Origin of the sequence: Rhizobium phaseoli (genome assembly GCF_010668805.1) — a bacterium.
GTDB lineage: Bacteria > Pseudomonadota > Alphaproteobacteria > Rhizobiales > Rhizobiaceae > Rhizobium > Rhizobium phaseoli_A.
The window spans coordinates 61,909-84,336 of the sequence record NZ_WUFT01000006.1 but is presented as its reverse complement, the minus strand read 5'-3'; the positions used below and the strand labels follow the sequence as shown (position 1 = coordinate 84,336).

The window sequence follows — 22,428 nt, the reverse complement described above, 5'->3', positions numbered from 1 at the left end:
TGTTTTCGCCATGCATGGCAAAAGCAAGACGCAAGCCCCTCAATCTTCGGAGGCGCCGCGCGGCGCCAGCAGCCCGAGTTCCTCGAGGTCCATCTGGGTGATCGGGTCCTCGTCCTCGGTCAGTTCGTCGTTCATCAACGGCGAGGGAATATTGAAATTCGCCGGAATCCGGCCTGACAGCAAGCCCGCTCCCTTCAACTCTTCGAGACCGGGCAGGTCACGCAGTTCCTCAAGACCGAAATGGTCGAGGAAATCGCGTGTCGTGCCCAACGTCACCGGCCGGCCCGGCGTGCGCCGGCGGCCGCGAAACCGCACCCAGCCGGCTTCCATCAGCACGTCGAGCGTGCCGCGCGAGGTCTGAACGCCACGGATATCCTCGATTTCGGCCCGCGTCACCGGCTGGTGATAGGCAATGATCGCCAGCACTTCCAGTGCGGCGCGCGAAAGCTTCTTCACCTCGTTTTCATCGCGCCGGATGACAAAGGACAGATCGGCCGCGGTGCGGAAGGCCCAAGCGCCCTCGATCTGCACGAGGTTGACGCCGCGCGGCGCATATTGCGCTTTCAGACGCAGCATGATTGCGCGCACATCAGTATTCTCAGCCAGACGCTCAGCCAGGAAATTCTCGGAAACCGGCTGCGAGGAGGCGAAGACCAGCGCCTCGGCGATGCGCTCTGCCTCGATCTCGGCCTGCAGGTCGCGGCCCCTGCCTTCGAAATCGTCCTCGAAATCCTCATCGCTCTTCGGATCGATCAAGCCGGCTGCTCCTGCTCCACCACCTGCAGCGTGGCGTGTTTGGGACCGCGGCGCATGTATATCGGCTGAAACGCGCCGTCCTGGCGGATTTCCAGCTTGCCCTCGCGCACCAGTTCCAGCGAGGCGGCAAAAGCGCTGGCGATCGCCGTGACGCGTTCCTCGGGCGTTGCGAGATAGCGCAGCAGATAATGCTCCATCGCCGTCCAGTCGCCGACCTCGCCGATCATCTGGGTCAGCAATTCGCGGGCATCGGTCAGCGACCAGACGCTGCGTCTTTCGATCGTCACATGGGTGACGGCATTGCGCTGGCGCAGTGCCGCATAGGCGGTCAACAGATCGTAGAGGCTGGCCGCATAAGCGGATTGCTGCCGGTCGGGAATATGCTCGGGCGCGCCGCGCACAAAGATGTCGCGGCCGAGGCGGTTGCGGTTGACGAGGCCCTCCGCCGCCTGGCGCATGGCTTCGAGGCGTTTCAGCCGGAAGGCCAGCGTTGCCGCCAGTTCCTCGCCGGAAGGACCGTCATCCTTGGCCTGCTGCGGAATGAGCAGCCTCGACTTGAGAAAGGCAAGCCAGGCTGCCATGACGAGATAATCTGCGGCAAGCTCGATGCGGATGCGCCGGGCGCTTTCGACGAACTGCAGATATTGCTCGGCAAGCGCCAGCACCGAAATGCGCGACAGATCAACCTTCTGGTTGCGGGCAAGATAGAGCAACAGGTCGAGCGGGCCTTCGAAGCCGGCGACATCGATCACCAGCGCCGGCTCGTGGCTGGCGCGCTCGGCACCATTCTCCTGCCACAGCTTGTCCATCGGCGTTGCCGCCTGCGGACGCTCCGTGCCCTTGACCGTGTTCACCACCCTGCTCCTCTACAATCAGACCGTCGCAAACATCGCCTCGAATTCCGCCCTCAAAGCCGCTTCGTCGGCGGCATCTGCCGCCGTGAAGCCCGCCTCCACCGCTTTTGTGCGGGCAAGCGATTGACCGGCAAGCTGCGGAACATTTGCCACGACCTCGCGCATCTCGTCCATATCACCGTTGCAATGCAGCACGATATCGCATCCGCCTGCAATGATATTCGCCGCGCGTTGCCCGATCGTGCCGGAAAGAGCATTCATCGAGCTGTCGTCGGAGAGCAGCAGACCGGTAAAGCCGATATGCTCGCGGATGATGCCGTCGGTCACCTTGCGCGACGTCGTCGCCGGATTGTCGGGATCGATGGCGGTAAAGACGACGTGGCAGGTCATCGCCATCAACTCGTCCTTCATCGCGACGAAGGGTGGGAAGTCATGGGCTTCCAACTCATCGCGCGAGACGGTGACGACAGGAAGTTCCAGATGTGAGTCCGCAAAGCCGCGGCCGTGGCCGGGCATATGCTTCATCACCGGCAGCAGGCCGCCGGCCTTCAGCCCCTCGGCAGCCGCCCGGCCCATCGCGATGACGGTCTCGGGATCGCCGCCATAGGCGCGGTCGCCGATGACATTGCTGCTGCCCTCGACCGGAACATCGAGCACCGGCAGACAATCGACATCGATGCCGAGGCTCGAAAGGTCGAAGGCGTGCAGCCGCGACATCGCCCAGGCTGCACGGAGCCCAAGCGCCGGGTCGCGGCGATAAAGATCGCCGAGCACCTGGCCGGAGGGATAACGCTTGAGAATGGGTGGACGGATGCGCTGGACGCGGCCGCCCTCCTGGTCGATCAGCACCGGTGCATGCCAGCCGACGCTGTCGCGCAATTCAGCGACAAGATCGGTAATCTGCGCTGCTTCGGAGATGTTGCGGCCGAAGAGGATAAAGCCCCAGGGCCGTTCGCCCCGATAGAAGGCCTTCTCTTCAGATGTGAGGGCAAGGCCGCTGCAGCCAAGGATCGTCGCTTTTGATTCGGTCATGTGAGAATCATAGACGGCGCCCGGCCAAATGCGAGCAAGGTCGAAAGCGATGCACAAAAAAGAGCGGCGGACCGATCCGGCCCGCCGCTCTTGTTATTCATTCAAACCTGATGCTACTTGGAGATCAGGCAGCTGCCGCCCGCCGCGCGATACTGTTCGCAGAGCGCTGCGGCCTCGTCCTTGGAACCGGCCGGAATACGGACACGGTAGAAAGTGCCCTTGCCGGCGATATCGGCCTTGCGGATCTCATGTGCGCGGCCACCAAGCACGCCGGCGAATTTCTTCGACAGGTTGGCATAGGATTTGGTCGCCTCGTCTTGCGACGGCAACGAAGCGATCTGGATGCCGTAGCCGCCGGCGGACGCGGCCTGCTGCGGCTGAGCGGCGACCGGTGCCGCGGCTGCGACCTCAGTCGTCTTCGGCTGCTGTGCCGGCTTCGGCTGCTGTGCCGGCGGGCGGACATTGCCCTTCTCGGTCACGGTGCCGACAACGTTGACGGGCTGCTCGGCCGGACGGGCGATCGGAACCGGAGCGGTATCGGTCGTCGCCGTGGTCTTGACCGGGCGCACCGGCGGTTGGACCGGGGCGGGATTTGCAGCCTGCGTATCGGCGCCGCCTGTCAGCGGCGGCTGTGCCGGCGTCGTTTCGGCAGGTGCCGCAGAACGAGCATCGGCGGAAGCAACCTCGGCGCTTGACGGGAAGCTTGCGGCCGTTCCGCCGACCGCCGGCACTGATGAAGCCGATTGTGCAGACGGGGCCGTCAACGCCGGCATCGGCTGAGCAGACGATGTCACCGGGGCAGCCGGCTGGTGGTCGACGGCTGCTGGCTCCTCGCGGGCGACCAGCGTGCCATCGGGCTTGACGATCATCGTGCGGACCTTGCGCGGCGAAACGGACGGCGCCTTGTCGGCATCGCCAGCGGGCGCGTTGTCGGCATTGTCCTGGTTCGGCAGCAGACGAGGATCCTCGGTCTCACCGACCGCGGTCGGCGTGACCTGATCACCCGAGTTGGCGTTCTCGTCGTCCTCAGGCAGCGCTTCCGGTGTCAGCGTGCGCTGGACGACATCGACCGGCGCCTCGTCGGAAGAAACCAACGCCTTCTGCTTCGGCTCCTCGGCAGATCCGGCAACACGGTCGTAGACCGCCTTGTCCTGGTTCGGCACGGTCTTGCCGCCGGGATTTTCCGGAACCACCTTGACCGGCTCCTTGTCGGCAGCGATCACGCGCGGCTCGCCCGATGCGACAATGCCGAGCCCCTCGCCGTTCCAGACGGAGGAATAAACACCGTAACCGACGCCGGCGAAGACCACGAGCACGACGGCTCCGGCAAGCAGCCGACGCATTGACCGGGCCCGGCTGAAATCAGCCGCCTGGCTTGCCGATTCAATCCGAACTTCGGAGGTTTCGCGGCGCTCGACCGGCTCGCGCACGCTGCGGCGGAAATCCTCCTCCAGCGCCCGTTCGAAATCATCGAGGCCATCGGCGATGGTGGGCTTGACCACCTTTGCCGCGGCGGCAGCCGTATCCGTGGCCGGCGCCGGGGTTTCCCGCGGCTTGGCCGGTTCGAAGAAGCTGGCGATCTCCGCGTCGAGATCGAACTCGAAATCCTGCGTTTTCGCGACCGGAGCTGGCTGCTCGACCGGCGGCAGCGCCGGCACGTGCATGTCCTCGACAGCCTCAGGACGATCCTCCGGATCGGAGATCATCGCCGGATCAAAGGGCAAGTCTTCGGTCGAGTCAGCGACAGGCGTCCAGTTGAAGGCCGGAGCCGGAGTTGGAACCTGAGCCTGAGCCCGAACCTGGGGCTCGGCAGCGACAGCCGGAGCGGGCCGTACAGGGGCGGAAGCCGCCTGCAGGAAAGCAGGAATTTGCGGTTCAGGCGCAAAAACGGGGGCTGACAGAGACGAGACGGCAGCGGCCTGCTCGGGAGCACGGACTGCCGGCTCCGGCGCGGGTTCAACCGGCGCCAGCTCGGGCGGTTCGGAGAAATCAAGATCGGCGAGTTCCAGCTCGATGCCGGCAAGGTCCAGCTCAAAATCATGGCCGGCAAAGGGATCGTCGGCTTCCGGTACGGGTTGCGGCGCTGGTGAATATGCCGTCGCGGCAGGCTGAGGTGCAGCGACCTCGGCAAACTGCGGCGCGACCGGCCTTGCGGCTTCAGTAGCATAGACCGGAGCCGGCTCGGCGGGAGCAGGCCGAACGGCGACCGGTGCCGGCGCGATCACTTGCGGATGGACAAATGCGGCGGAAACGGGGGCTGCCTCGATCGATTCGGCCTGCGGCGAAACCGTCGCCGAATTGGGGCGTTGCGGCACCGGATAACGTGAGACGTCGGCGAGCAGATCGTCAAGATCGAAAGTGCCGGCAGTGTGCGGGACGTCGGGCACGACCTCGGTCAGCGCGGCATCGGCCTGGATCTCGCCTTCGACCGCGGCGGCAATGAGATCGAAACCGGCGTCAGACCCGAAATCCTCCAGCTCGTCTTCGATTTCAACGAAGTCCTCGACCTCGGCAACCTCTTTCGACGCGATCACCTCGTCGTGACGATCGAGCTCGGCGGGGAAGCCAAGCGAAGGAGACGCGGATTCGAATTCCTCGGACGGCTCGGCAGTGACGATCGGAGCCAACGGCTCGACGGCGGGAGCGGACCGCTCGATCACGGGCTGCGGCTCTGCAGCGGGCAGATCGGCGGAAGGCGCTTCAGCCACCGGCGCTGCGGCTGCTTCGACCACAGGCTCGGGCTTCGGCGGAACAACCGATTCTTCGCGTTTCGCGGCGTGGAAATTGGCAAGCGGCAACCTGATGCTGGCGGCCGACCATTGCGGCGCCTTGGCAGGCTGCGGCAGCGAAGAGACCGGAGCAGCACCAATCGACAGCTCAAGCTCCTCGATCAGGTCGCGGGCACCGCCGATAGCCGATTGCACCGGCGTCTCGAAAGCGGGCTCGACGGAAAGCTGCTGCGGCCAAGCCGCCGGGTCGGCGGCGGGCGCATCCCAGTTGCCTGCTGCAGGCACTGTTGCTTCCTCAGCCTCAACGGAGACGACGGAAACCGGCTCTGCAACCTCCTGCCTCTCGACAGCCGGAGAAACATCGAGAACGGGCTCGATGTAATCTTCAGGGATGACGTCGTCAGAGATCGGCTCGGCTGGCCGGTCGAGCTCTGCGAGCGGACGTGGCGAATCGTAACGGTCGAACTCGCGGCCAAGCTCGTCCTCGAGATCGAGGACGGGCTCCTGCCGCGCGGGCTCGGTTATCGTGTTTGCTGCAACACGCGGCTCGAAGCCGACGATACGGGCAAGTTCGGCCAACGGATCATCGTCGGCAAACAGGTCATCTTTTCCGCGCGTATCATACGCAAGTTGTTTATCAGCCATGCCTATCCCACTCGCAAACGCCAACTCTGAATTGCCAGCGCATTGTGGGGAAATGGTGACGTTATCGCATTTCGTCCGGTGCGGCAGTGCCTGTAATGGCAAGTCCCGACTTCAAAACCGACGCGACGGCGTACACCAGCCCAAGTCTGGCAATAGTTGATTCTCGGTTTTTATCATTAACAAATCGTAATTCCGGCTGATCTTTACCTTTGTTCCAGTGCGCGTGGAAAGAACTTGCAAGGTCGTAGAGGTAAAAAGCGACCCGATGCGGCTCCTGTGACTGGGCTGCAGCCTCGACGATCCGCGGGAATTCGGCGAGCTTGGCGACGAGCTGCAATTCGGCCGGATCGCCAATGCCTGCAACGGTTTGCGCCAGTTCGGCAGTGGAAACATCGAGGTCGCCGAAAGCCTCCCTCGCTTGCCGGAAGACCGACATGCAACGGGCATGCGCATACTGCACGTAAAAAACCGGATTATCTTTCGACTGTTCCGTCACTTTGGCGAAATCGAAGTCGAGCGGCTCGGAATTCTTGCGGTAAAGCATCATGAAACGCACCGAATCACGACCGACTTCCTCGACGACGTCGCGAAGCGTGACGAAATCGCCCGAGCGTTTCGACATCTTCACCGGCTCGCCGTTGCGATAGAGCTTGACGAGCTGGCAGAGTAGTACCGTCAGCTTGGCCTTACCGTCCGAAACGCCGCGTGCAACCGCTTCCAGGCGCTTGACGTAGCCGCCATGGTCGGCGCCGAGCACATAGATCATCTCGTCGAAACCACGATCGAACTTGTTCTTGAAGTAGGCGACGTCGGCGGCGAAATAGGTGTAGGAGCCGTCCGACTTGATCAGCGGCCGGTCGATATCGTCACCGACCTCGGTCGAGCGGAACAGCGTCTGTTCGCGATCCTCCCAATCCTCAGGCAGCTGGCCCTTCGGTGGCGGCAGCGTGCCTTTGTAGACGTAGCCCTTGAAGGTCAGGTCGTTGATCGCCGTGCGGATCGCGGCTGCACCATGGGCATGCAGCGTGCGCTCGGAGAAGAAGACGTCGTGATGGACGTTCAGCGCCGCCAGGTCTTCGCGGATCATCACCATCATCGCATCGATGGTGCGATCCTTGACGATCGGCATCCATTGGTCTTCCGGCATGTTGTGCAGCCGCACGCCATAGTCGGCGGCAAGCGACTGTCCCACAGGCACGAGATAGTCGCCCGGATAAAGACCCGAGGGAATTTCGCCGATCTTTTCGCCGAGCGCCTCGCGATAACGCAGGAAGACGGAACGGGCGAGCACGTCGATCTGCGAGCCGGCATCGTTGATGTAATATTCCTTCTCGACGCCGTAGCCGGCAAAGGCGAGCAGGTTGGCGAGCGCGTCGCCGACGACGGCGCCGCGGCAATGGCCGACATGCATCGGGCCGGTTGGATTGGCCGAGACATATTCGACGTTGACCTTCCGGCCCTCACCCAGCGTCGACCGGCCGTAATCGGTGCCGGCGCCGATCATCGCGGCGAGCAGGCGCTGCCAGTAGCCAACAGAGAGACGGATATTGATGAAACCGGGGCCGGCGACCGAAACATCGGCAACGTCGGCATCCTCCCGGAGCTTGGCGATGATGATGTCGGCCAGCGCGCGCGGGTTGGTTCCGAGCGGTTTTGCCAGCACCATCGCCGCATTGGTCGCGACATCGCCATGGCTCGCGTCACGCGGCGGCTCGACGGCGATACGGCCGAAATCGAGCTCGGATCGCTTTTCCCTGACCAGATCGATCTGTTCAAGGGCGGTTTTGATCCTGGCTTCGAAGTCGGTAAAAAGGTTCATCACACTCTTCCATGCATAGGCTGTGCCAAAGGCTTAAATCGGCCGTCGGCGGGGCGACCGCTGCCTATCGCAAATCCGGAGTCTGGTCAAACAATCGCCTGTGGGCGCTGATCGCGTAGGTGTCGGTCATGCCGGCGAGATAATCGCCGACATGGCGGGCCTTCGGCGCATCCGACAGGCCGGCGATATGATCGACCCAGTAATGGCTCTGCATCTCCTTGGGATTGGCCATGTAGGCGGCAAAGAGATCAGTGACGATCTGGGCCGCGCCGGCGCGGATGCGCATGATATCGGGATTGCGGTAGATACGTTTGAAGAGCATCGCCTTGATCAGCCTGTCGGTCTCGGCCATGTGATCGGAAAACGTGGCGATAACCCGGTCGGCACCGCGAATGTCGGCTGCGCTCTCGGGGCGCAGCAGGGAAAGGCGTGCCTGCGCGACGCCGATCACGTCTTCGACCATGCGGGTGATCTGCCGGCGCATGATCTCATGGGTGAAGCGGCTCGGCTCCAGATGCGGGTATCGCGCCCTGACCTCGGCCATCAGCCCGGCAAGGAACGGGATTTCCTCCAGCATATCGAAAGTCAGGTAGCCGGAGCGCAGGCCGTCGTCGATATCGTGAGTATTGTAAGCGATGTCGTCGGCGATCGCCGCAACCTGGGCCTCGAGGCTGGCATAGGTTGCAAGCTCGAGATCGTGCAGTTCGCAATAATCGAGAATCGGCTGCGGAACGGGGCCGCGCGTGCCCACGCCATCCGGCGTCAGCAGCGGACCATTGTGCTTGACCAGACCTTCGAGGCTTTCCCATGTCAGGTTGATGCCGTCGAATTCGGCATAACGCCGCTCCAGCTTGGTCACGATGCGCAGCGATTGTGCATTGTGGTCGAAGCCGCCATAGGGCAGCAGCACCTCGTGCAGCGCGTCCTCGCCGGTATGACCGAACGGCGTGTGGCCGAAATCGTGCACGAGCGCCACGCCCTCGGCCAGATCCTCGTCGAGCTTCAGGGCGCGGGCGAGCGCGCGGGCAATCTGCGCAACCTCGATCGTGTGCGTCAGCCGGGTGCGGTAATGATCGCCATCCTGAGCGATGAAGACCTGGGTCTTGTGCTTCAGCCGGCGGAAGGCGGTGGTATGGACGATGCGGTCACGGTCGCGCTGGAAGTCGGAGCGCGTCGGGCTTTCATCCTCCTGATAAAGCCGTCCGCGCGTCGTCCAGGGGTCGGCCGCATAGACCGCCCTTTCACCGCTGCCGAAACCTAAAGCACGCCTATCGATCGTCATTGTTCACCGTCATCCTGCATGTTGCCGCATCTGCCCATTGACGCCGCTTTGCGCTCTTCATACCTATAGCCCGAAGAAACGGCAAAGAGGCGCTTTCTCGACCACCTCGGCGCATCATGGTCTTTTTACGAAGATCATGATAAGTTTGTTTGATATCAGGCATTTGAATATTCGAGTGCCAAAACCCATTCTCTCCGGATCTTGACCCCGGCAGGAGGAAACATGACGGATACGAGTGTAACCCTTTCAGATGCTGCAGCAAAGCGTATCGCTGCGATCGTCGGCGCCGAGGCCGGCAAGAGCGCGCTGCGCGTCTCCGTCGAAGGCGGCGGCTGCTCGGGCTTTTCCTACAAGTTCGACCTTGCCGACAGCGCTGATGACGACGACGTCGTCGTCGAAAAGAATAATGCCAAGGTGCTGATCGACAGCCTTTCGCTCGTCTACATGGCGGGTTCCGAGATCGACTTCGTCGACAATCTGCTCGGTCAATCCTTCCAGATCAAGAACCCGAATGCAGTGGCAAGCTGCGGCTGTGGCACCAGCTTCTCGATCTGAAGATCCGAACGCATTGCGTTCTCCCCATCGAACCGGCCGAAGATAATGCTTTCGGCCGGTTTATCGTCTTGTCCGACGACGAAAGACCACGATAAAAGAAGCGCACTAAAGCGCACCGCCTCGAAGCTGATTCATGCGGCGCGCTTTGGTTCTTTTTGTTTTTATGCATGTCGTTATCCCGGAACCGCTGCGCATTTCCGGGCGACATGCATCATGCGCAACGGGACAGAGCCATGAAGATCGCGACCTGGAACATCAATGGCGTCAAGGCGCGCATCGACAATCTTACGCAATGGCTGAAGGATTCCGATCCGGATATCGTCTGCCTGCAGGAGATCAAGACGGTCGACGAAGGTTTTCCCAGGCTGGAAATCGAGGCGCTCGGTTATCATGTCGAGACGCACGGCCAGAAGGGCTTCAACGGTGTGGCGATCCTCTCGAAGAGTTCACCTTCCGAAGTGAACCGCGGCCTGCCTGGCGATCCGCTGGACGAACAGTCGCGCTTCATCGAAGCGGTGTTCACCCTGCCCGACAAACGTATCCTGCGCGTCTGCTGCCTCTACCTGCCGAACGGCAACCCTGTCGACACGGAAAAATATCCCTACAAGCTCGCCTGGATGGAGCGCCTGCGGACGTTTGCAGCCGAGCGGCTGGCCTATGAGGAGATGCTGGTCCTTGCCGGCGATTACAACGTCATCCCGGAACCGCACGACTGCTTCGATCCCAAGGTCTGGGAAAGCGACGCGCTATTTCTGCCGCAGACGCGGGAGGCGTTCCGCCGGCTCGAAAATCTCGGGCTGACGGATGCCGTGCGCGCGACGACGGATGCGACGCAGCTCTATTCCTTCTGGGATTATCAGGCCGGCGCCTGGCCGAAGAACAACGGCATCCGCATCGACCATCTGCTGCTGTCGCCTGAGGCCGCCGACCGAATGACGTCGGCTGCAATCGAAAAACACGTGCGGGCCTGGGAAAAGCCGTCCGACCACGTGCCGGTGATCGCCTATTTCGATTTCGCGGCCTGAGGCTTTTCGCTTAATTCTAGTCGTCGGAGCTCGTTGCGATGCTGTGCGAGAGGGATACCGCCGTGCGGCGGTCGGCCTCATTGGCAACCGAGAAGGCCTGTTCCTGCAGCGCTTCCATCCAGTTGCAATCCTTGGGCTTACAGCGGTCGAGCGCCGCCGTCATCAGCGCCAGGCCGCGCGCCGTCTGGCCTTCGTCGAACAGAATATTGCCGAAGACCGCCATGGCGCCCGGGTGACCGCTCTTACGGGCCTGGTTCAGCCATTTTTTCGCCTGCTGCGGGCTGGAATTGCCGCCCTCGCCGGCTAGCATCATCTGCGCCAGCTGGAACTGCGCCTCGGGGACGCCAAAGGTGGATGCCACCTGAAAATAAAGCTGGCGCGCCTGGCTGAGGTCGATCCGGACCGGACTGCCTGATATGCCGTGCTTGTAATAATTGGCGAGCGAGAGCAGTGCGTTAACGAAGAAGCCAGTATCTTCCGAGCCCGGCTCGACGCCCTGCTGAGCGATTTCGCTGTAGATCTTGAAGGCTTCGAAATCATCCTGCGTGACGCCGTCGCCATCGGCATACATATTGGCGAGCGCCCAGCGCGAGCCGGTGTGCCCCTTTTCAGCAGCGTATTTATAGGCTTCGACCGCCTCTTCCTTCTGTCCGTTCTTATAGGCCTTGAAGCCGAACTTGAAGAGGTCGAAGGGGCCGGATTCCTTGCTCACGCCGGCCTTGATGTCGAATGCGCGGACCGGGCCGGACAGCGCAAGCGCCACGGCCATCGACATGCCCATCAGCATGAATTTGAACAGTTTGAACTCGGACGTCACCATTTCAACCGATTTCTCTCGCGCATCGCAGGCAGGAAGCAGCGGCGCTCGCGCCGGGCATTCCGCGGATGTATTTCTTCGAGGCGAGCGATCCCGCGGCGAGCTCCATGGCTCCTTTGCCCGCGTCGCATCCAGCCCACTGGCCCTCTCCCGAAGGCCGAATTTTCAGCGCATCATTCAGAACCACCCGGCTCACGGCATGGCTCGACTGCACTCTCCGTGGCAGGTTTTCGGCAGGTGCGGCATCCGCCTTCCCGCCTTCACCATAATCGTAAACAGCAAATGTGACGAAACCAGTATCGACATCTCCAGCAAAGCCGTGCCGCTCATCCGAGCGGGCCGAAAACGTCAACAAAGAACGGCTCGACGGCGCCGCCGCGAGACCGGATTGGCGGTCGCAACAGCCTTGTGCAGAAAGCGAAACGGCCACGATCAAACGATTGTTGCCAATCGTATCGCGCGATCTCTTGTTGCCGGAAAAAAATAGACCCATGCTACTATTTACACGCACCGTAAGCCTGCCCATCACCTTGCCCGCAAATAGCGCTGCTCCCTCTTTGTGGCGGGAAATGGACAATTTCACCCCGCTGCCACCTTACGGCAATCGTCGTAAAAAAGTGTTGCTGAATCGTCACAAATCAGAACGTCCATTTGTCTTGCGGACTGCTCAAAAAAAGCCCGGCAGACTGCCGGGCTCTCAGACCTCTACTTGGGCCGCAGGATCAGAACTTGATCTTTACGCTGGTGGAAAGGGCCGCCACCAGATCGTCGCCGAAGGAATAAGAGACATCGTCGCCGTAAGTCTTGCCGTTATAGACGAAGGTGCCGGAGTCACCGGCGGTCATGATGCCGAGCGCACCGGCCAAACGCCATTCGACGTTTTCGACCGGCGTATAGGAAACGCCTGCGCCAAGCGTCCACGTGTCGGTTTGGGCGCCATAGCCCTGGCTTGTGCCGCGATCCCAGGTCAGGCTGAGGGCGCCTGCCCATTGGTCGTTGAACTTGTGGCCGACGCCGCCGCTGATCGTCCAGCCGTCGCGATACAAGAGGTCGAGCGAGGTGAGTTGGCTGCCGGCGTTGCAGGCGACGACGCCCTTGGTGGCCTTCGGGCAGAAGGAGATCGACTGAAGCACGCTCCAGTTCGTCCACTTGACCGAACCGAAGGCAAGCCAGTCGGGGGCAATGCCGCTCTGCAGCTTCAACTCGACGGAATCGGGCGCTTCGGCCGAACCGTAGACGGGCGTGACGACACCGAGGTAGGGATTGGTGGGACTGACGGCCTTCGGCACCTCGGTCAAGTCGACCGTGCCCGTGAGATCGTCATACTTGACCTTGCTGTTGTAGACCAGGCTGGCGCGGAAGGCATACTCCTCGATTTCGTAGGCGATGCCCGCCCGCCATCCCATGGCCTGGTCGGCAAGGTCCAGACGGCCGGTGCCGTCATAAATCGCCGAAGCCGCCCCCGTGATCGGAGCGACGAGGCGTGTCTTGAAACCCTCGACCGTCTGATAGAACCCGCCGCCGATCAGGCGAAGCTGGCCAGGGCCCATATCGAAACGATAGGAGCAGGTGAGGCCGTAGTTGCGGGTGCTGATCTTGGTTTCGATGTTGTTGTTGACGCCCAGCCAATCGGTGCCGGGATTGGTGTGTGCGCCGAAGGGCGTCGAATAATCGCCCAAGCAGTCGATGGCGTCGCCGAAACCAACCTTCACCCCGAGATAGGGGACCCAGTAATCCTCCGTCTCATCCGCTGTGGTCGAACCACCGCCGGTGCCGTTGGTGCCGAGGCCGTCCGAGGCTTTGGTGTCCTTGACGTTCGTCAGCCTGCGCTGCGGCATGACATAGGTCGCACCGGATTGCACCGAGAACCGCGAATTGTCGAAGAGAAGGTCGATATTGTATCCGCCGCGCTCCAGACCGCCGGCAAAGGACGGCGATGCAAGCGACGAAAAAATAACGAGGGTCGTTACGCCCTTGGAAAACCTACGCGATGCCATTGTGTCTCCCCCACTCCAGCAATTGATGTCACGTCACTCTAGTAAGTGTTCGCTCGACATGGCAACGCGCCCCATGGCAGCGCTCCCAGGCATTGCAGCGACTAACTTACGTAAAGAAATTGACGGACACGTCAAAAAATCTGGTTAATAAAATTTTATTCCCAGGTTATCGGTTTCAAGACGGGCTTTTGGGTTTTCATTCCAAACATTGCGGAAGCTGTATCAATCCGACAACAGTGTCAGTTTTCGCCCCCGGGAGGTCCGTCCAGCCGTAATCCACAGGCTCAGCGCCTGAAATCAGCCTTCTTCAGGACCGAATCACGCGCGCCGAAACCAACGAAAAAGACGCGCCCAAGGAGGGACGCGCCTTTGAAATAAAATACCAAAACGGGCGATGAACCTTACCCGGCTTCGCTTACCCTGGAGAGGGCGGTCTTCAAGCTGGCGATCTGGCCCTTCAACTCATCGAGGCGCTCGCGCTCGGCCTCGACCACGTCGGGGTTGGCGTTGGCGACAAACTTCTCGTTGGAGAGTTTGCCGTCGATGCGCGAGATCTCACCTTCCATTTTGGCGATTGCCTTTTCGAGACGGGCCTTTTCGGCGGAAAGGTCGATCAGATTGCCGAGCGGCAGGCAAATAGTGGCCTCGGCGACGACGATCTGAGCAGCCCCCTTGGGCGCATCGTCGGCCAGCGATATGGCCTCGACGCGGGCAAGCCGCTTGATGGCGGCGTCATGGCGGAACAGCCGTTCGCGCGTCAGGTTGTTGGCTTTGACGACGACGAGCGGGGCTGTTGCCGACGGCGGCACGTTCATTTCGGCGCGCACCGAGCGGATGCCGGAGACGAGGTCGATCAGCCAGTTGATCTCGTCGGCGGCCGCGTCGTCGGCATAGGAGGGCGACGGCCATTCGGCATGGCAAACCAAAGTGCCGCGCTCTTTGCCCTCGCCTGCGGTATGGGCCCAAAGCTCTTCGGTCATGAAGGGCATGAAGGGATGCAGCAGCTTGTAGATCTCTTCGAGAATATAGGCGCTGCAGGCCTGGGCCTCGGCCTTGGCACCCTCGTCCTCACCATTGAAGACCGGCTTCAGGAGCTCGAGATACCAGTCGCAGACCTGGTTCCAGACGAAGCGATAGAGCGCGCCGGCGGCATCGTTGAAGCGGAAGGCTTCAAGCGCTTCCGTAACGTCACGTTCCGTACGGGCAAGCTCCGTCAGGATCCAGCGGTTGATGGTGAGTTCGGCCGCCTCCGGCACGAAATGCGGGTCGCTCTTGACACCGTTCATCTCGGCGAAGCGCGTGGCGTTCCAGAGCTTGGTACCGAAGTTGCGATAGCCGGCGATGCGGGCCGGATCGAGCTTCACGTCGCGGCCCTGTGCCGCCATGATTGCCAGCGTGAAACGCAGCGCATCGGCGCCATATTCGTCGATCAGCTCCAGGGGATCGATGACGTTGCCCTTCGACTTCGACATCTTCTGCCCATTCTTGTCGCGCACCAGCGCGTGAATGTAGATCGTGTGGAAGGGTTCGACGGGATCGCCGTTCTCGTCCTTCATGAAATGCAGGCCCATCTGCATCATGCGAACGACCCAGAACGGGATGATATCGAAACCGGTGACCAGAACACTGGTCGGATAATAACGCGCGAGTTCCGGCGTCTGGTCCGGCCAGCCGAGCGTCGAGAAGGGCCAGAGTGCGGAGGAGAACCATGTGTCGAGCACGTCCTCGTCCCGCGTCAGAATCTCACCCGGCTTGAAGTTTTCGAGCAGGTCCTCGACATAGGCCTTCATGGGGCCTTCATGCGAAAGGTAATGCTGGATTGCCGCCTGCAGCGCCTCTTCCTCGGTCTTTTCGACGAAGACCTGACCGTCCGGGCCATACCAGGCGGGAATCTGATGTCCCCACCAGAGCTGTCGGGAGATGCACCACGGCTCGATGTTCTCCAGCCAGTTGAAATAGGTATTTTCCCAGTTCCTGGGAATGAACCTGGTTTTTCCCTCGCGAACGGATTCCAGCGCGGGTTGTCCCAATGTCTTGTTGTCGACAAACCATTGTTCGGTCAGCCGCGGCTCGATCGGCACGCCGCCGCGGTCGCCGTGCGGCACCATATTCTTGTGCGGTTCGATCTTGTCGAGAAGGCCGGCCTCTTCGAAGATCTCGACGATCACCTTGCGCGCAAAGAAACGGTCCTGCCCTTCCAGACGATCCCAGGCGCCATGCAGCGCGGCCGGATTGTCGAGGCCTTCGAGGAAATCCTCGTTCTCCTTGATGGTAATCGTGGCATCGACGTTCATGACGTTGATGGCCCGCAGCTTTGCGCGCTTGCCGACCTCGAAGTCATTGAAATCATGTGCGGGCGTGATCTTCACCGCACCGGTGCCGGCCGTCGGGTCGGCATAATCGTCGGCGACGATCGGAATCTTGCGGCCGACGATCGGCAGAATGACATGCTTGCCGACGATCGGTTTGTAACGCTCGTCTTCAGGGTTCACGGCAACACCAGTATCGCCCAGCATCGTCTCCGGCCGCGTCGTCGCGACGACGATATAATCGCGCGTCTCGAATTCGGTTGGCTTGCCCTCTTCATCGAAGGCGATCGGATATTGATAGGTGACGCCCGCCTCGAGCGGATAACGCAGATGCCAGAGATGACCCTTCATCTCGTGCTGCTCGACTTCCATGTCGGAGATAGCAGTCAGGAGTTTGGGGTCCCAATTGACCAGGCGCTTGTCCTTGTAGATCAAGCCTTCCTTGTAGAGCGTGACGAAAACCTCGAGAACCGCCTGCGACAGCCCCTCGTCCATGGTGAAGCGTTCGCGCGACCAGTCGCATGAGGCGCCCAGGCGCTTCAACTGGTTGAAGATCAGGCCACCCGATTCAGCCTTCCACTCCCAGATTTTGTCGATGAAGGCTTCACGGCCCATGTCGCGGCGGCCGGGCAGCTGCTGTTCCATCAGCTTGCGCTCGACGACCATCTGCGTGGCGATGCCGGCATGGTCCATGCCCGGCTGCCAGAGCACGTCCTTGCCGCGCATGCGCTCGAAGCGAACCATGATGTCCTGCAACGTGTTGTTCAGCGCATGGCCCATATGCAGCGAACCGGTAACGTTCGGCGGCGGGATGACGATGGTGAAGGTCTCGGCCCCGGGCTTGGCGTTCGCGCCGGCGCGGAAGGCGTCCTCCTCATCCCATTTCGCAGCGATTTTGGGTTCGACGGCAGCTGAATCATAGGTCTTGTCGAGCATTTTCTGACCAATTTCGAGGTTCGAGGATGCCGTTTGTAAATAGGATGGGCACCGGCAAGTCAATAAAAAAGCCGCCCCGGAGACCGGAGCGGCTTTTCAGGAAAAAGCAATCCGATCAGCGGCGCGGGCCGCGCGCCACGCGCTCGATCTCTTCACGCACCAGCCGCTCGACCAGCGTCGGCAGATTATCATCAAGCCATTCGCGCAGCATCGGACGCAGCATATCCTCTGCGATCTCGTCCAGCGAGCGGCGCTCCGCACCGTCGATCGCGGCGGCGAGCTCCTCGAAAGAGCGGCTGATCTGCAGACCGGCATCCTGTGAAAGCAGCGTCGGCTGGACCTCGTCCATGACGCTCGGCAGGAACCGTTCAGCCGACGACTGTGCGGGTTCCAAAGCGGGCGGCATTGTTTCAACGGCGGGCGCCGGCGCCTCGACTGCGACCCGCGGTGCTTCCGCATAGATCGGCTCGGCCGGCTCGATCACCGCCTGCGGAACGGGCGCAACGCTAGCCGGAGGAAAAACAGGCTGCGTCGGCTGCGGCTGCGGTACTGCTGCACGCGGCGGCTCCGGCATCACTGCCGGCTGCGGTTCGGGCTGGCGGAAGCCGTTCGGAATCTCACGCAGTGCCTGACCGGCCTGTACGGCGCTGCGCTCGGAGGCGGCGCGCACGCGGGCGGCGACATCGGCAAGCGACAGGGCGCGGGCCGGCACTTCTGTTTCAGGGGCGGTGCCGGCCGAATTGGCGGCGACGAAACGCGGATCGGAGGAGCGCATGGCCGGTTCGGGGAACTCCACGCCGGCATAGGTGTCATCCACCGTCAGATGGATTTCGGAGCCGTTCTCATCCTCATCGGCACCGTAGACCGGCGGCAGGGATGCGGAGATCGCCTTGCCGGCGCCGGGCTCATTGCTTTCGATGATCTGGCGGATGGAGGCCAGAATTTCTTCCATGGACGGTTCACGCGCTACACCTGGCTGAGCCATTTCAATCCCCGTTATCCAAAAACAACGACCGGACGATGTGGAGCGGTCATCCGAATCACCGCGACCTTAGAATACCTCAGACGTGAAAAAAATCATCGCGAATCAAATGAGTGCGGCCATGCACAGTTTTGTTACCCGATGTTTGCGACATGGCGGCGTCAGGGTAAATGATGTTTGTGAAGGCTTTCCGGCGGCACTCGAAAAAACCGAGCATTGATAACAGGCCTTGCTCTTTACTCGGCGTCATCCTCGGCCTTGTGCCGAGGATCTGCAGCCGGCTCACCAGATGCTCGGGACAAGCCCGAGCATGACGACGGAGAGATAGGCAGGCCTATGAGCCGGTCTAACAGGCTCCATTGGCGCCCGTTGCTGAATTCATCGATAAAAATGGCCTCAGAAAACGAATTCGCGCGCCTTGGCGAAACCGGGCAGCGGCTTCACGGAGGCATTGAAGAAGACGTTTTCCGAAACGGCGCCGCGCTCGGCGACGAATACCTTGGCGCGGGCAGCATTGCCGTAACCTTCGACGGTGATCAGACGGCCGCCATCACGCAATTGACCGAGAAGAGCCGCCGGAACCTCCTCGACTGCGCCATTGACGAAGATCAGATCATAGGGAGCGCCGGCAGCGTAGCCCTTTTCGAGTGGTCCGGTCACGACTTCGACTTTGGCATAGCCGGAAAGCTGCGCCTTCGCCTCGGCGGCCAGCGTCTCATCGCATTCAAGCGCGATGACGGAGCCGGCAATGATCGACAGCAGCGCCGATGTGTAACCCGTGCCGCAACCGACTTCGAGGACGAAATCATTCTTGGTGATCGCGGCAAGCTGCAGCAGCTTGGCAAGCGGCGATGCCTCCATCAGGAATCGGGCCGGCTTTCCCGGTGCTGCGGCCGATATCTCTACATCGTTGTCGATGTAAGCCAGCAGCTTCGCCTTCTCCGGCACGAATGCCTCACGCGGCACGGAGAGAAACGCCGTCAGCACGGAATGCGAGGTAACGTCCGTCGTGCGAACCTGGGTGTCGACCATCTTTGCGCGCGCTGCTTCGAAATCCATCATGTCCTCTGGCTCTTGAAAGCGGTTCCTGTCCTTCGTCTCTTAATCCCCGCCACGGATGCTTTCAAGGCTTGGCAACCTCCGGCGTAAAGAATCCGGCAGGCGCATCTTCCGCGCCACAGGGGGATTGAAGCGTTGCAACGCAAACGTGGAATCCCCTGCCCCTTCATGTTATCATCTTCAACGGAGGAAATAGGAGGAGCAGGCCATGTCTGCAATTTTCGAGTATTTCTCGCTGTTCGACTTTTTCATCGTCGCAGCGCTCATCGGCATATTCTGCTGCGGGCTGCTTGACGGCGAAACGACCCTGAAGTGATTGGGCGCCAAAGGGCGCTCAGAGATAGTCCCGGCATATCGTCTGCAGCAATCTCATGCAGGCAGACGCCGGTTTCATTTGCGCTCGGTTCGTTTGAAATCACGGCGCGACCCCGCTGGCCGCTTCCCATGGCGCCAACAGTAGCCAGCACTTCCAGCCTCGACCGCCTCACGCGCATTAACGTTACGTCAACCATTTTGTTGCGGCGCCCACACCTTTCGCTATGGGTGTGCGCATGCAAACGTTTTTGATAAAATCGCGCGATATCGACGTGCTTCACTACAATGCCGATGCCCGCCTGCTGCTGATCAAATACAGCAGCGGCGACATTCGCAGCTTCACCGGCGTTTCGCCGCAGGCCATGCGACGGCTGCTCGGCGCCGGTCCCGAAATCGGTAGCGGGTCGGGATCAAGCGATCTGGAATATCAGGCGGAAATCCGCAAGGGCGGCCTGAAGGCGCTTTACCGCCTCAGGGGAATCAATCCGTCGCAGTTCGATTTTTCGGCCGGCCCGCGGATCTGGTAGCCTTACGCTCAGGCGCGACGCCTCGTCGTTAACGGGCCGCAGGCAGGCGATATACGTTGTGTGGAAAATTTTGGAGGCCTCGCCCGGAATTGAACCGGGGTACAAGGATTTGCAGTCCTCTGCGTCACCACTCCGCCACGAGGCCTCACGCGCTCGTTATCTGAGCCGTGGCGAGCGTTTAGAATGATCGTAAGGAAATCGCAAGAGGGCATTTCGGAAAAACGCCATTCCGCCGCTGCCCAAAAAGCCATATTCCCCTATCCGACCGCGCGGGCGCAGGCTGGAATTTCCATGACCGTGACGATAGCCCATTTCCTGCCAATGTTTGCATTTGAAACGAATTGTCAGCTTGACGATCGTTCTTGAGGCCTCATATTGCCACCGGGAGGGTGCTAGGAGCTGCAATGGATTGGGCTGCCCTCAAATCGAAGCACGTGCATGCGGCATACGACGCCGAGAGCCGCGATCTCCACGTAAAATTTCCAGGTTCTCCACCGGTGAAACACGCGGATATTCCGCCGCACGTCTACCAGAACCTGCTGGAAACGAGTGATCCGCACTTCTATTACAATTATTATGTGGCGCCTTCCCGCGTATCACGGGGTGGGCGACATCCGCTCTCCGTCTCCTACGCGCTGAAGCTCGTCCTCCTGCTTACCGTCTGCAGCCTCTTCATGGTGACCAGCCTCGATCCGGGTCCCAGTGGAGTGTTCGAGGAAAGCGAACTCAGGTCGAATTAATGCATGTCGCCCGGAAGTGTGCAGCGGTTCCCGGGTAACGACATGCATAAAAACAAGGAGCTAAAGCGCGTCGTATGAATCAAGTTAACTACGACGCGCTTTAGGCCAAAATTCGCTTAGGCGGCGTGGCCGGCTCAATCGCTGGGCCTGCGGCAAGCCGGCTGGCTGCTGGATCGACATTGTCGGTTCTGTTCTGATTGCGATAACGGCGATCGTCGCGGTGGCGATCGTTGCTGCCATCACGCTCGTTCCGGCCATTGAAATTGCGATAGTTGCGAGGTCCGTTATAGCCGCCGCCTTGACCTTGGTCGACCACGCAGCCTTCGGCACGGCGGCAGACGCCGCGGGCGTCAAAACCCCGGCTATCGAGAGCCTCGGCGGGAACGCTTGAGAAAATCGCGGACGCCGACACAACGACGATAAAAAATGCTTTCATTTCCTCACCTGGACCAATTGGCGCGTTTTCGCATTTTACAATCCATAAACCATGAAGGCAAAAGCCATTCAGGGTTCCGCCAAACCTTTCCGGAGACAACTGTCAGCCAGCCGGTTTCCGCCGCCTGTGCCACCAGACCGCCAGCCGCCGTCGAAGCCGGCGCGCGACAGGCAGATCGTGCGAAAGCACAAGAAAGCCGAGCGGCAGCATCCAGAATCCCAAGATCGGCAGGAAGCCTAAGAACCCACAAAGAATGAGGGCCACGCCGATTGCCATCCGCGCGATGCGCGAACGGGGCATTCCGATACTGAAGGAGCCGAGCATAAGCCTGCCGCTTGCATGATCGATGCCGAAGCGCCCTGCCCGCTTTCGTGGCCTTTCGCCGGCCCTCGTCTGTTCGCGATCATTCCCGTTGGTCATTCCCCAGAGATGGGCTCAGGCATCCCAAATACAAGTTCATTTCATTTTTTTGAAAAAACCGCTTGGCAAATCGGACAAGCATTTGTATTAGCCCACTCACACCGCGCCAAGCAGTGATCCCTGGTAGCTCAGCGGTAGAGCATTCGACTGTTAATCGACAGGTCGCCGGTTCGAATCCGGCCCGGGGAGCCATTTTTCAAGTTAATCGCCTGTTTCGTAATAAATCCGAAGGCAGGCGTTTTCTTCCCACTTTTAGAAACCAGTCTGACGTCTGTGATCGCTTGCTCCTGGTGGCTCATCAAGAGGCCGCGATCCGCGATCATTCTGCCCTAGCGCACCGCATTGGCGCAAGATTGCAAACGTTATGCGCGACTCGAAAACAGCGGCGGCGCTTCACCTGCGGTAGCCAAAGAACCGGCAAGGGTGTAGAGCCGATCGCATGGCCCTAGACCCACTCAAAGCACTCTCCGACTATTCCGAAGCCGATTGCACCGTGCAGTTCTGGATCGCTGATGCGCTCGCAGTTGAATTCGGATCTCTACAGGCCGCCGTGAGTTACGCGAAAAACAATGGCGGCCGATGGCAGGAGATCGAAATTACGGTGCATTTGCCCCGAGAGGATATCGTTTACGCGACCGACAAGGTGCACAAGTTGATCGATGCATTGCGCTTGAGCGGTCAGTGACATTGTTGGCATAGGCCCGAAGATCCAGGTCGCGAGAGAACAGCGTCGCCGCGGTCGTTTGCGCCATCGGGGCGCCGGCGGCGCCTTGATCGACGTGATACCTCCGGAGCCGGTCTTCCCGGCGTCTTTTAACTAAAGCAACAAACGACGAACCGGCCAGCTTTGCGTAGACGGTCGAATGATGTAGAGGCTGAGGCAGGACGCGACCGCCATTAACTTTAGAATGGGGTCGGGCGGCAGATTGACGTCACGTCGCTGCCACGAGATCACGTGGCCGTTCTCTCTTGATCATTGGAGCGTGGGACCGCGCTCGCAGCTCCTTTTCAAACACATACTACCGCCACAGCAACCAGATATCGTCTCGGTATGGCAATAGGAATTGGAATAGGCGCCGCGGTCGACCCGATTCTGTTCGACGACGTCGCGATCGGCATCACGTTCGGGATTGCGCTCGGCGCTGCCGTTGGGGCTACAATCAAACGGAAATGACGTCCGGGCGCGATCGCGA

21 protein-coding genes and 2 tRNA genes are annotated in these 22,428 nt (G+C 60.8%); 8 read left to right on the top strand and 15 right to left on the bottom strand.

Annotation, left to right across the window (positions count from 1 at the left end; genetic code table 11):
• Positions 1–39: 39 nt before the first annotated feature.
• The 6 genes from scpB to GR197_RS10930 all read right to left on the bottom strand — a co-directional run bounded on the left by scpB (position 40) and on the right by GR197_RS10930 (position 9,117).
• Positions 40–756: an SMC-Scp complex subunit ScpB gene (scpB, locus tag GR197_RS10955; protein ID WP_164009260.1), complete on the bottom strand. Its 717-nt coding sequence runs from the start codon at positions 754–756 to the stop codon at positions 40–42.
• Entirely contained in the window at positions 753–1,610 is an 858-nt protein-coding gene (locus GR197_RS10950; RefSeq protein ID WP_164009258.1) for a segregation/condensation protein A, read from the bottom strand. Before GR197_RS10950 ends, scpB begins: the two co-directional genes overlap by 4 nt.
• A gap of 18 nt (positions 1,611–1,628) precedes the next feature.
• Positions 1,629–2,642, bottom strand: a complete 1,014-nt coding sequence (nagZ, locus tag GR197_RS10945; protein WP_164009256.1) for a beta-N-acetylhexosaminidase — start codon at positions 2,640–2,642, stop codon at positions 1,629–1,631.
• Between the two features lie 113 nt (positions 2,643–2,755).
• Complete coding sequence (locus GR197_RS10940; protein WP_164009254.1) at positions 2,756–6,016, bottom strand: SPOR domain-containing protein; 3,261 nt, start codon at positions 6,014–6,016, stop codon at positions 2,756–2,758.
• Positions 6,017–6,077: 61 nt separating this feature from the next.
• Positions 6,078–7,835: an arginine--tRNA ligase gene (argS, locus tag GR197_RS10935; protein ID WP_164009252.1), complete on the bottom strand. Its 1,758-nt coding sequence runs from the start codon at positions 7,833–7,835 to the stop codon at positions 6,078–6,080.
• A 64-nt stretch (positions 7,836–7,899) separates the two neighbouring features.
• Positions 7,900–9,117: a deoxyguanosinetriphosphate triphosphohydrolase gene (locus tag GR197_RS10930; protein ID WP_164009250.1), complete on the bottom strand. Its 1,218-nt coding sequence runs from the start codon at positions 9,115–9,117 to the stop codon at positions 7,900–7,902.
• Positions 9,118–9,339: 222 nt separating this feature from the next.
• Between GR197_RS10930 and erpA the strand changes: the two genes are divergently transcribed.
• Positions 9,340–9,672, top strand: a complete 333-nt coding sequence (gene erpA / locus GR197_RS10925) for an iron-sulfur cluster insertion protein ErpA (protein ID WP_164009248.1) — start codon at positions 9,340–9,342, stop codon at positions 9,670–9,672.
• Between the two features lie 233 nt (positions 9,673–9,905).
• Entirely contained in the window at positions 9,906–10,697 is a 792-nt protein-coding gene (xth, locus tag GR197_RS10920) for an exodeoxyribonuclease III (RefSeq protein WP_164009246.1), read from the top strand.
• Positions 10,698–10,713: 16 nt separating this feature from the next.
• On the opposite strand, the gene exoR is transcribed toward xth, so the two are convergent.
• The 5 genes from exoR to GR197_RS10895 form a co-directional block, all read right to left on the bottom strand.
• Complete coding sequence (exoR, locus tag GR197_RS10915) at positions 10,714–11,517, bottom strand: exopolysaccharide production regulator ExoR (protein ID WP_164009244.1); 804 nt, start codon at positions 11,515–11,517, stop codon at positions 10,714–10,716.
• 1 nt (position 11,518) lies between these two features.
• Positions 11,519–12,097, bottom strand: a complete 579-nt coding sequence (locus GR197_RS10910; RefSeq protein ID WP_348643268.1) for a hypothetical protein — start codon at positions 12,095–12,097, stop codon at positions 11,519–11,521.
• Positions 12,098–12,236: 139 nt separating this feature from the next.
• Positions 12,237–13,511 (bottom strand): OmpP1/FadL family transporter, encoded by a 1,275-nt coding sequence (locus GR197_RS10905; RefSeq protein WP_164009242.1) that lies wholly within the window; start codon positions 13,509–13,511, stop codon positions 12,237–12,239.
• A gap of 401 nt (positions 13,512–13,912) precedes the next feature.
• Positions 13,913–16,756, bottom strand: a complete 2,844-nt coding sequence (locus GR197_RS10900; protein WP_164009240.1) for a valine--tRNA ligase — start codon at positions 16,754–16,756, stop codon at positions 13,913–13,915.
• Positions 16,757–16,871: 115 nt separating this feature from the next.
• A complete protein-coding gene (locus GR197_RS10895; protein WP_164009238.1) occupies positions 16,872–17,741 on the bottom strand; it encodes a PopZ family protein in 870 nt (289 codons plus the stop codon).
• An 82-nt stretch (positions 17,742–17,823) separates the two neighbouring features.
• On the opposite strand from GR197_RS10895, the gene GR197_RS32640 reads away from it, so the two are divergent.
• Positions 17,824–17,958 carry a hypothetical protein gene (locus GR197_RS32640; protein WP_281409519.1) on the top strand — a complete coding sequence of 45 codons (135 nt, stop codon included), beginning with the start codon at positions 17,824–17,826 and terminating at the stop codon, positions 17,956–17,958.
• A 176-nt stretch (positions 17,959–18,134) separates the two neighbouring features.
• Here GR197_RS32640 and GR197_RS10890 read toward each other — a convergent pair whose 3' ends face one another.
• The gene (locus GR197_RS10890) at positions 18,135–18,800 is read right to left on the bottom strand and encodes a protein-L-isoaspartate O-methyltransferase family protein (RefSeq protein ID WP_204330164.1); all 666 of its coding nucleotides are present in this window, start codon (positions 18,798–18,800) and stop codon (positions 18,135–18,137) included.
• Between the two features lie 536 nt (positions 18,801–19,336).
• Between GR197_RS10890 and GR197_RS10885 the strand changes: the two genes are divergently transcribed.
• Positions 19,337–19,639 carry a hypothetical protein gene (locus tag GR197_RS10885; RefSeq protein WP_164009236.1) on the top strand — a complete coding sequence of 101 codons (303 nt, stop codon included), beginning with the start codon at positions 19,337–19,339 and terminating at the stop codon, positions 19,637–19,639.
• A 71-nt stretch (positions 19,640–19,710) separates the two neighbouring features.
• Here GR197_RS10885 and GR197_RS10880 read toward each other — a convergent pair.
• Positions 19,711–19,784: transfer RNA gene (locus tag GR197_RS10880), tRNA-Cys, on the bottom strand.
• A 38-nt stretch (positions 19,785–19,822) separates the two neighbouring features.
• Between GR197_RS10880 and GR197_RS10875 the strand changes: the two genes are divergently transcribed.
• Together GR197_RS10875 and GR197_RS10870 are read left to right on the top strand one after the other, a co-directional pair.
• The gene (locus GR197_RS10875) at positions 19,823–20,005 is read left to right on the top strand and encodes a hypothetical protein (RefSeq protein ID WP_164009234.1); all 183 of its coding nucleotides are present in this window, start codon (positions 19,823–19,825) and stop codon (positions 20,003–20,005) included.
• Between the two features lie 38 nt (positions 20,006–20,043).
• The gene (locus GR197_RS10870) at positions 20,044–20,379 is read left to right on the top strand and encodes a KTSC domain-containing protein (protein ID WP_164009232.1); all 336 of its coding nucleotides are present in this window, start codon (positions 20,044–20,046) and stop codon (positions 20,377–20,379) included.
• A gap of 100 nt (positions 20,380–20,479) precedes the next feature.
• Here GR197_RS10870 and GR197_RS10865 read toward each other — a convergent pair whose 3' ends face one another.
• On the bottom strand, positions 20,480–20,815 hold the full coding sequence (locus tag GR197_RS10865) for a hypothetical protein (protein WP_164009666.1): 336 nt from the start codon (positions 20,813–20,815) through the stop codon (positions 20,480–20,482).
• 102 nt (positions 20,816–20,917) lie between these two features.
• Entirely contained in the window at positions 20,918–21,235 is a 318-nt protein-coding gene (locus GR197_RS32280; protein ID WP_164009230.1) for a hypothetical protein, read from the bottom strand.
• Positions 21,236–21,352: 117 nt separating this feature from the next.
• Between GR197_RS32280 and GR197_RS10855 the strand changes: the two genes are divergently transcribed.
• Both GR197_RS10855 and GR197_RS10850 read left to right on the top strand, forming a co-directional pair.
• Positions 21,353–21,427: transfer RNA gene (locus GR197_RS10855), tRNA-Asn, on the top strand.
• A gap of 247 nt (positions 21,428–21,674) precedes the next feature.
• Positions 21,675–21,920, top strand: a complete 246-nt coding sequence (locus GR197_RS10850; RefSeq protein WP_164009228.1) for a hypothetical protein — start codon at positions 21,675–21,677, stop codon at positions 21,918–21,920.
• The last annotated feature ends 508 nt before the right edge of the window (positions 21,921–22,428 follow it).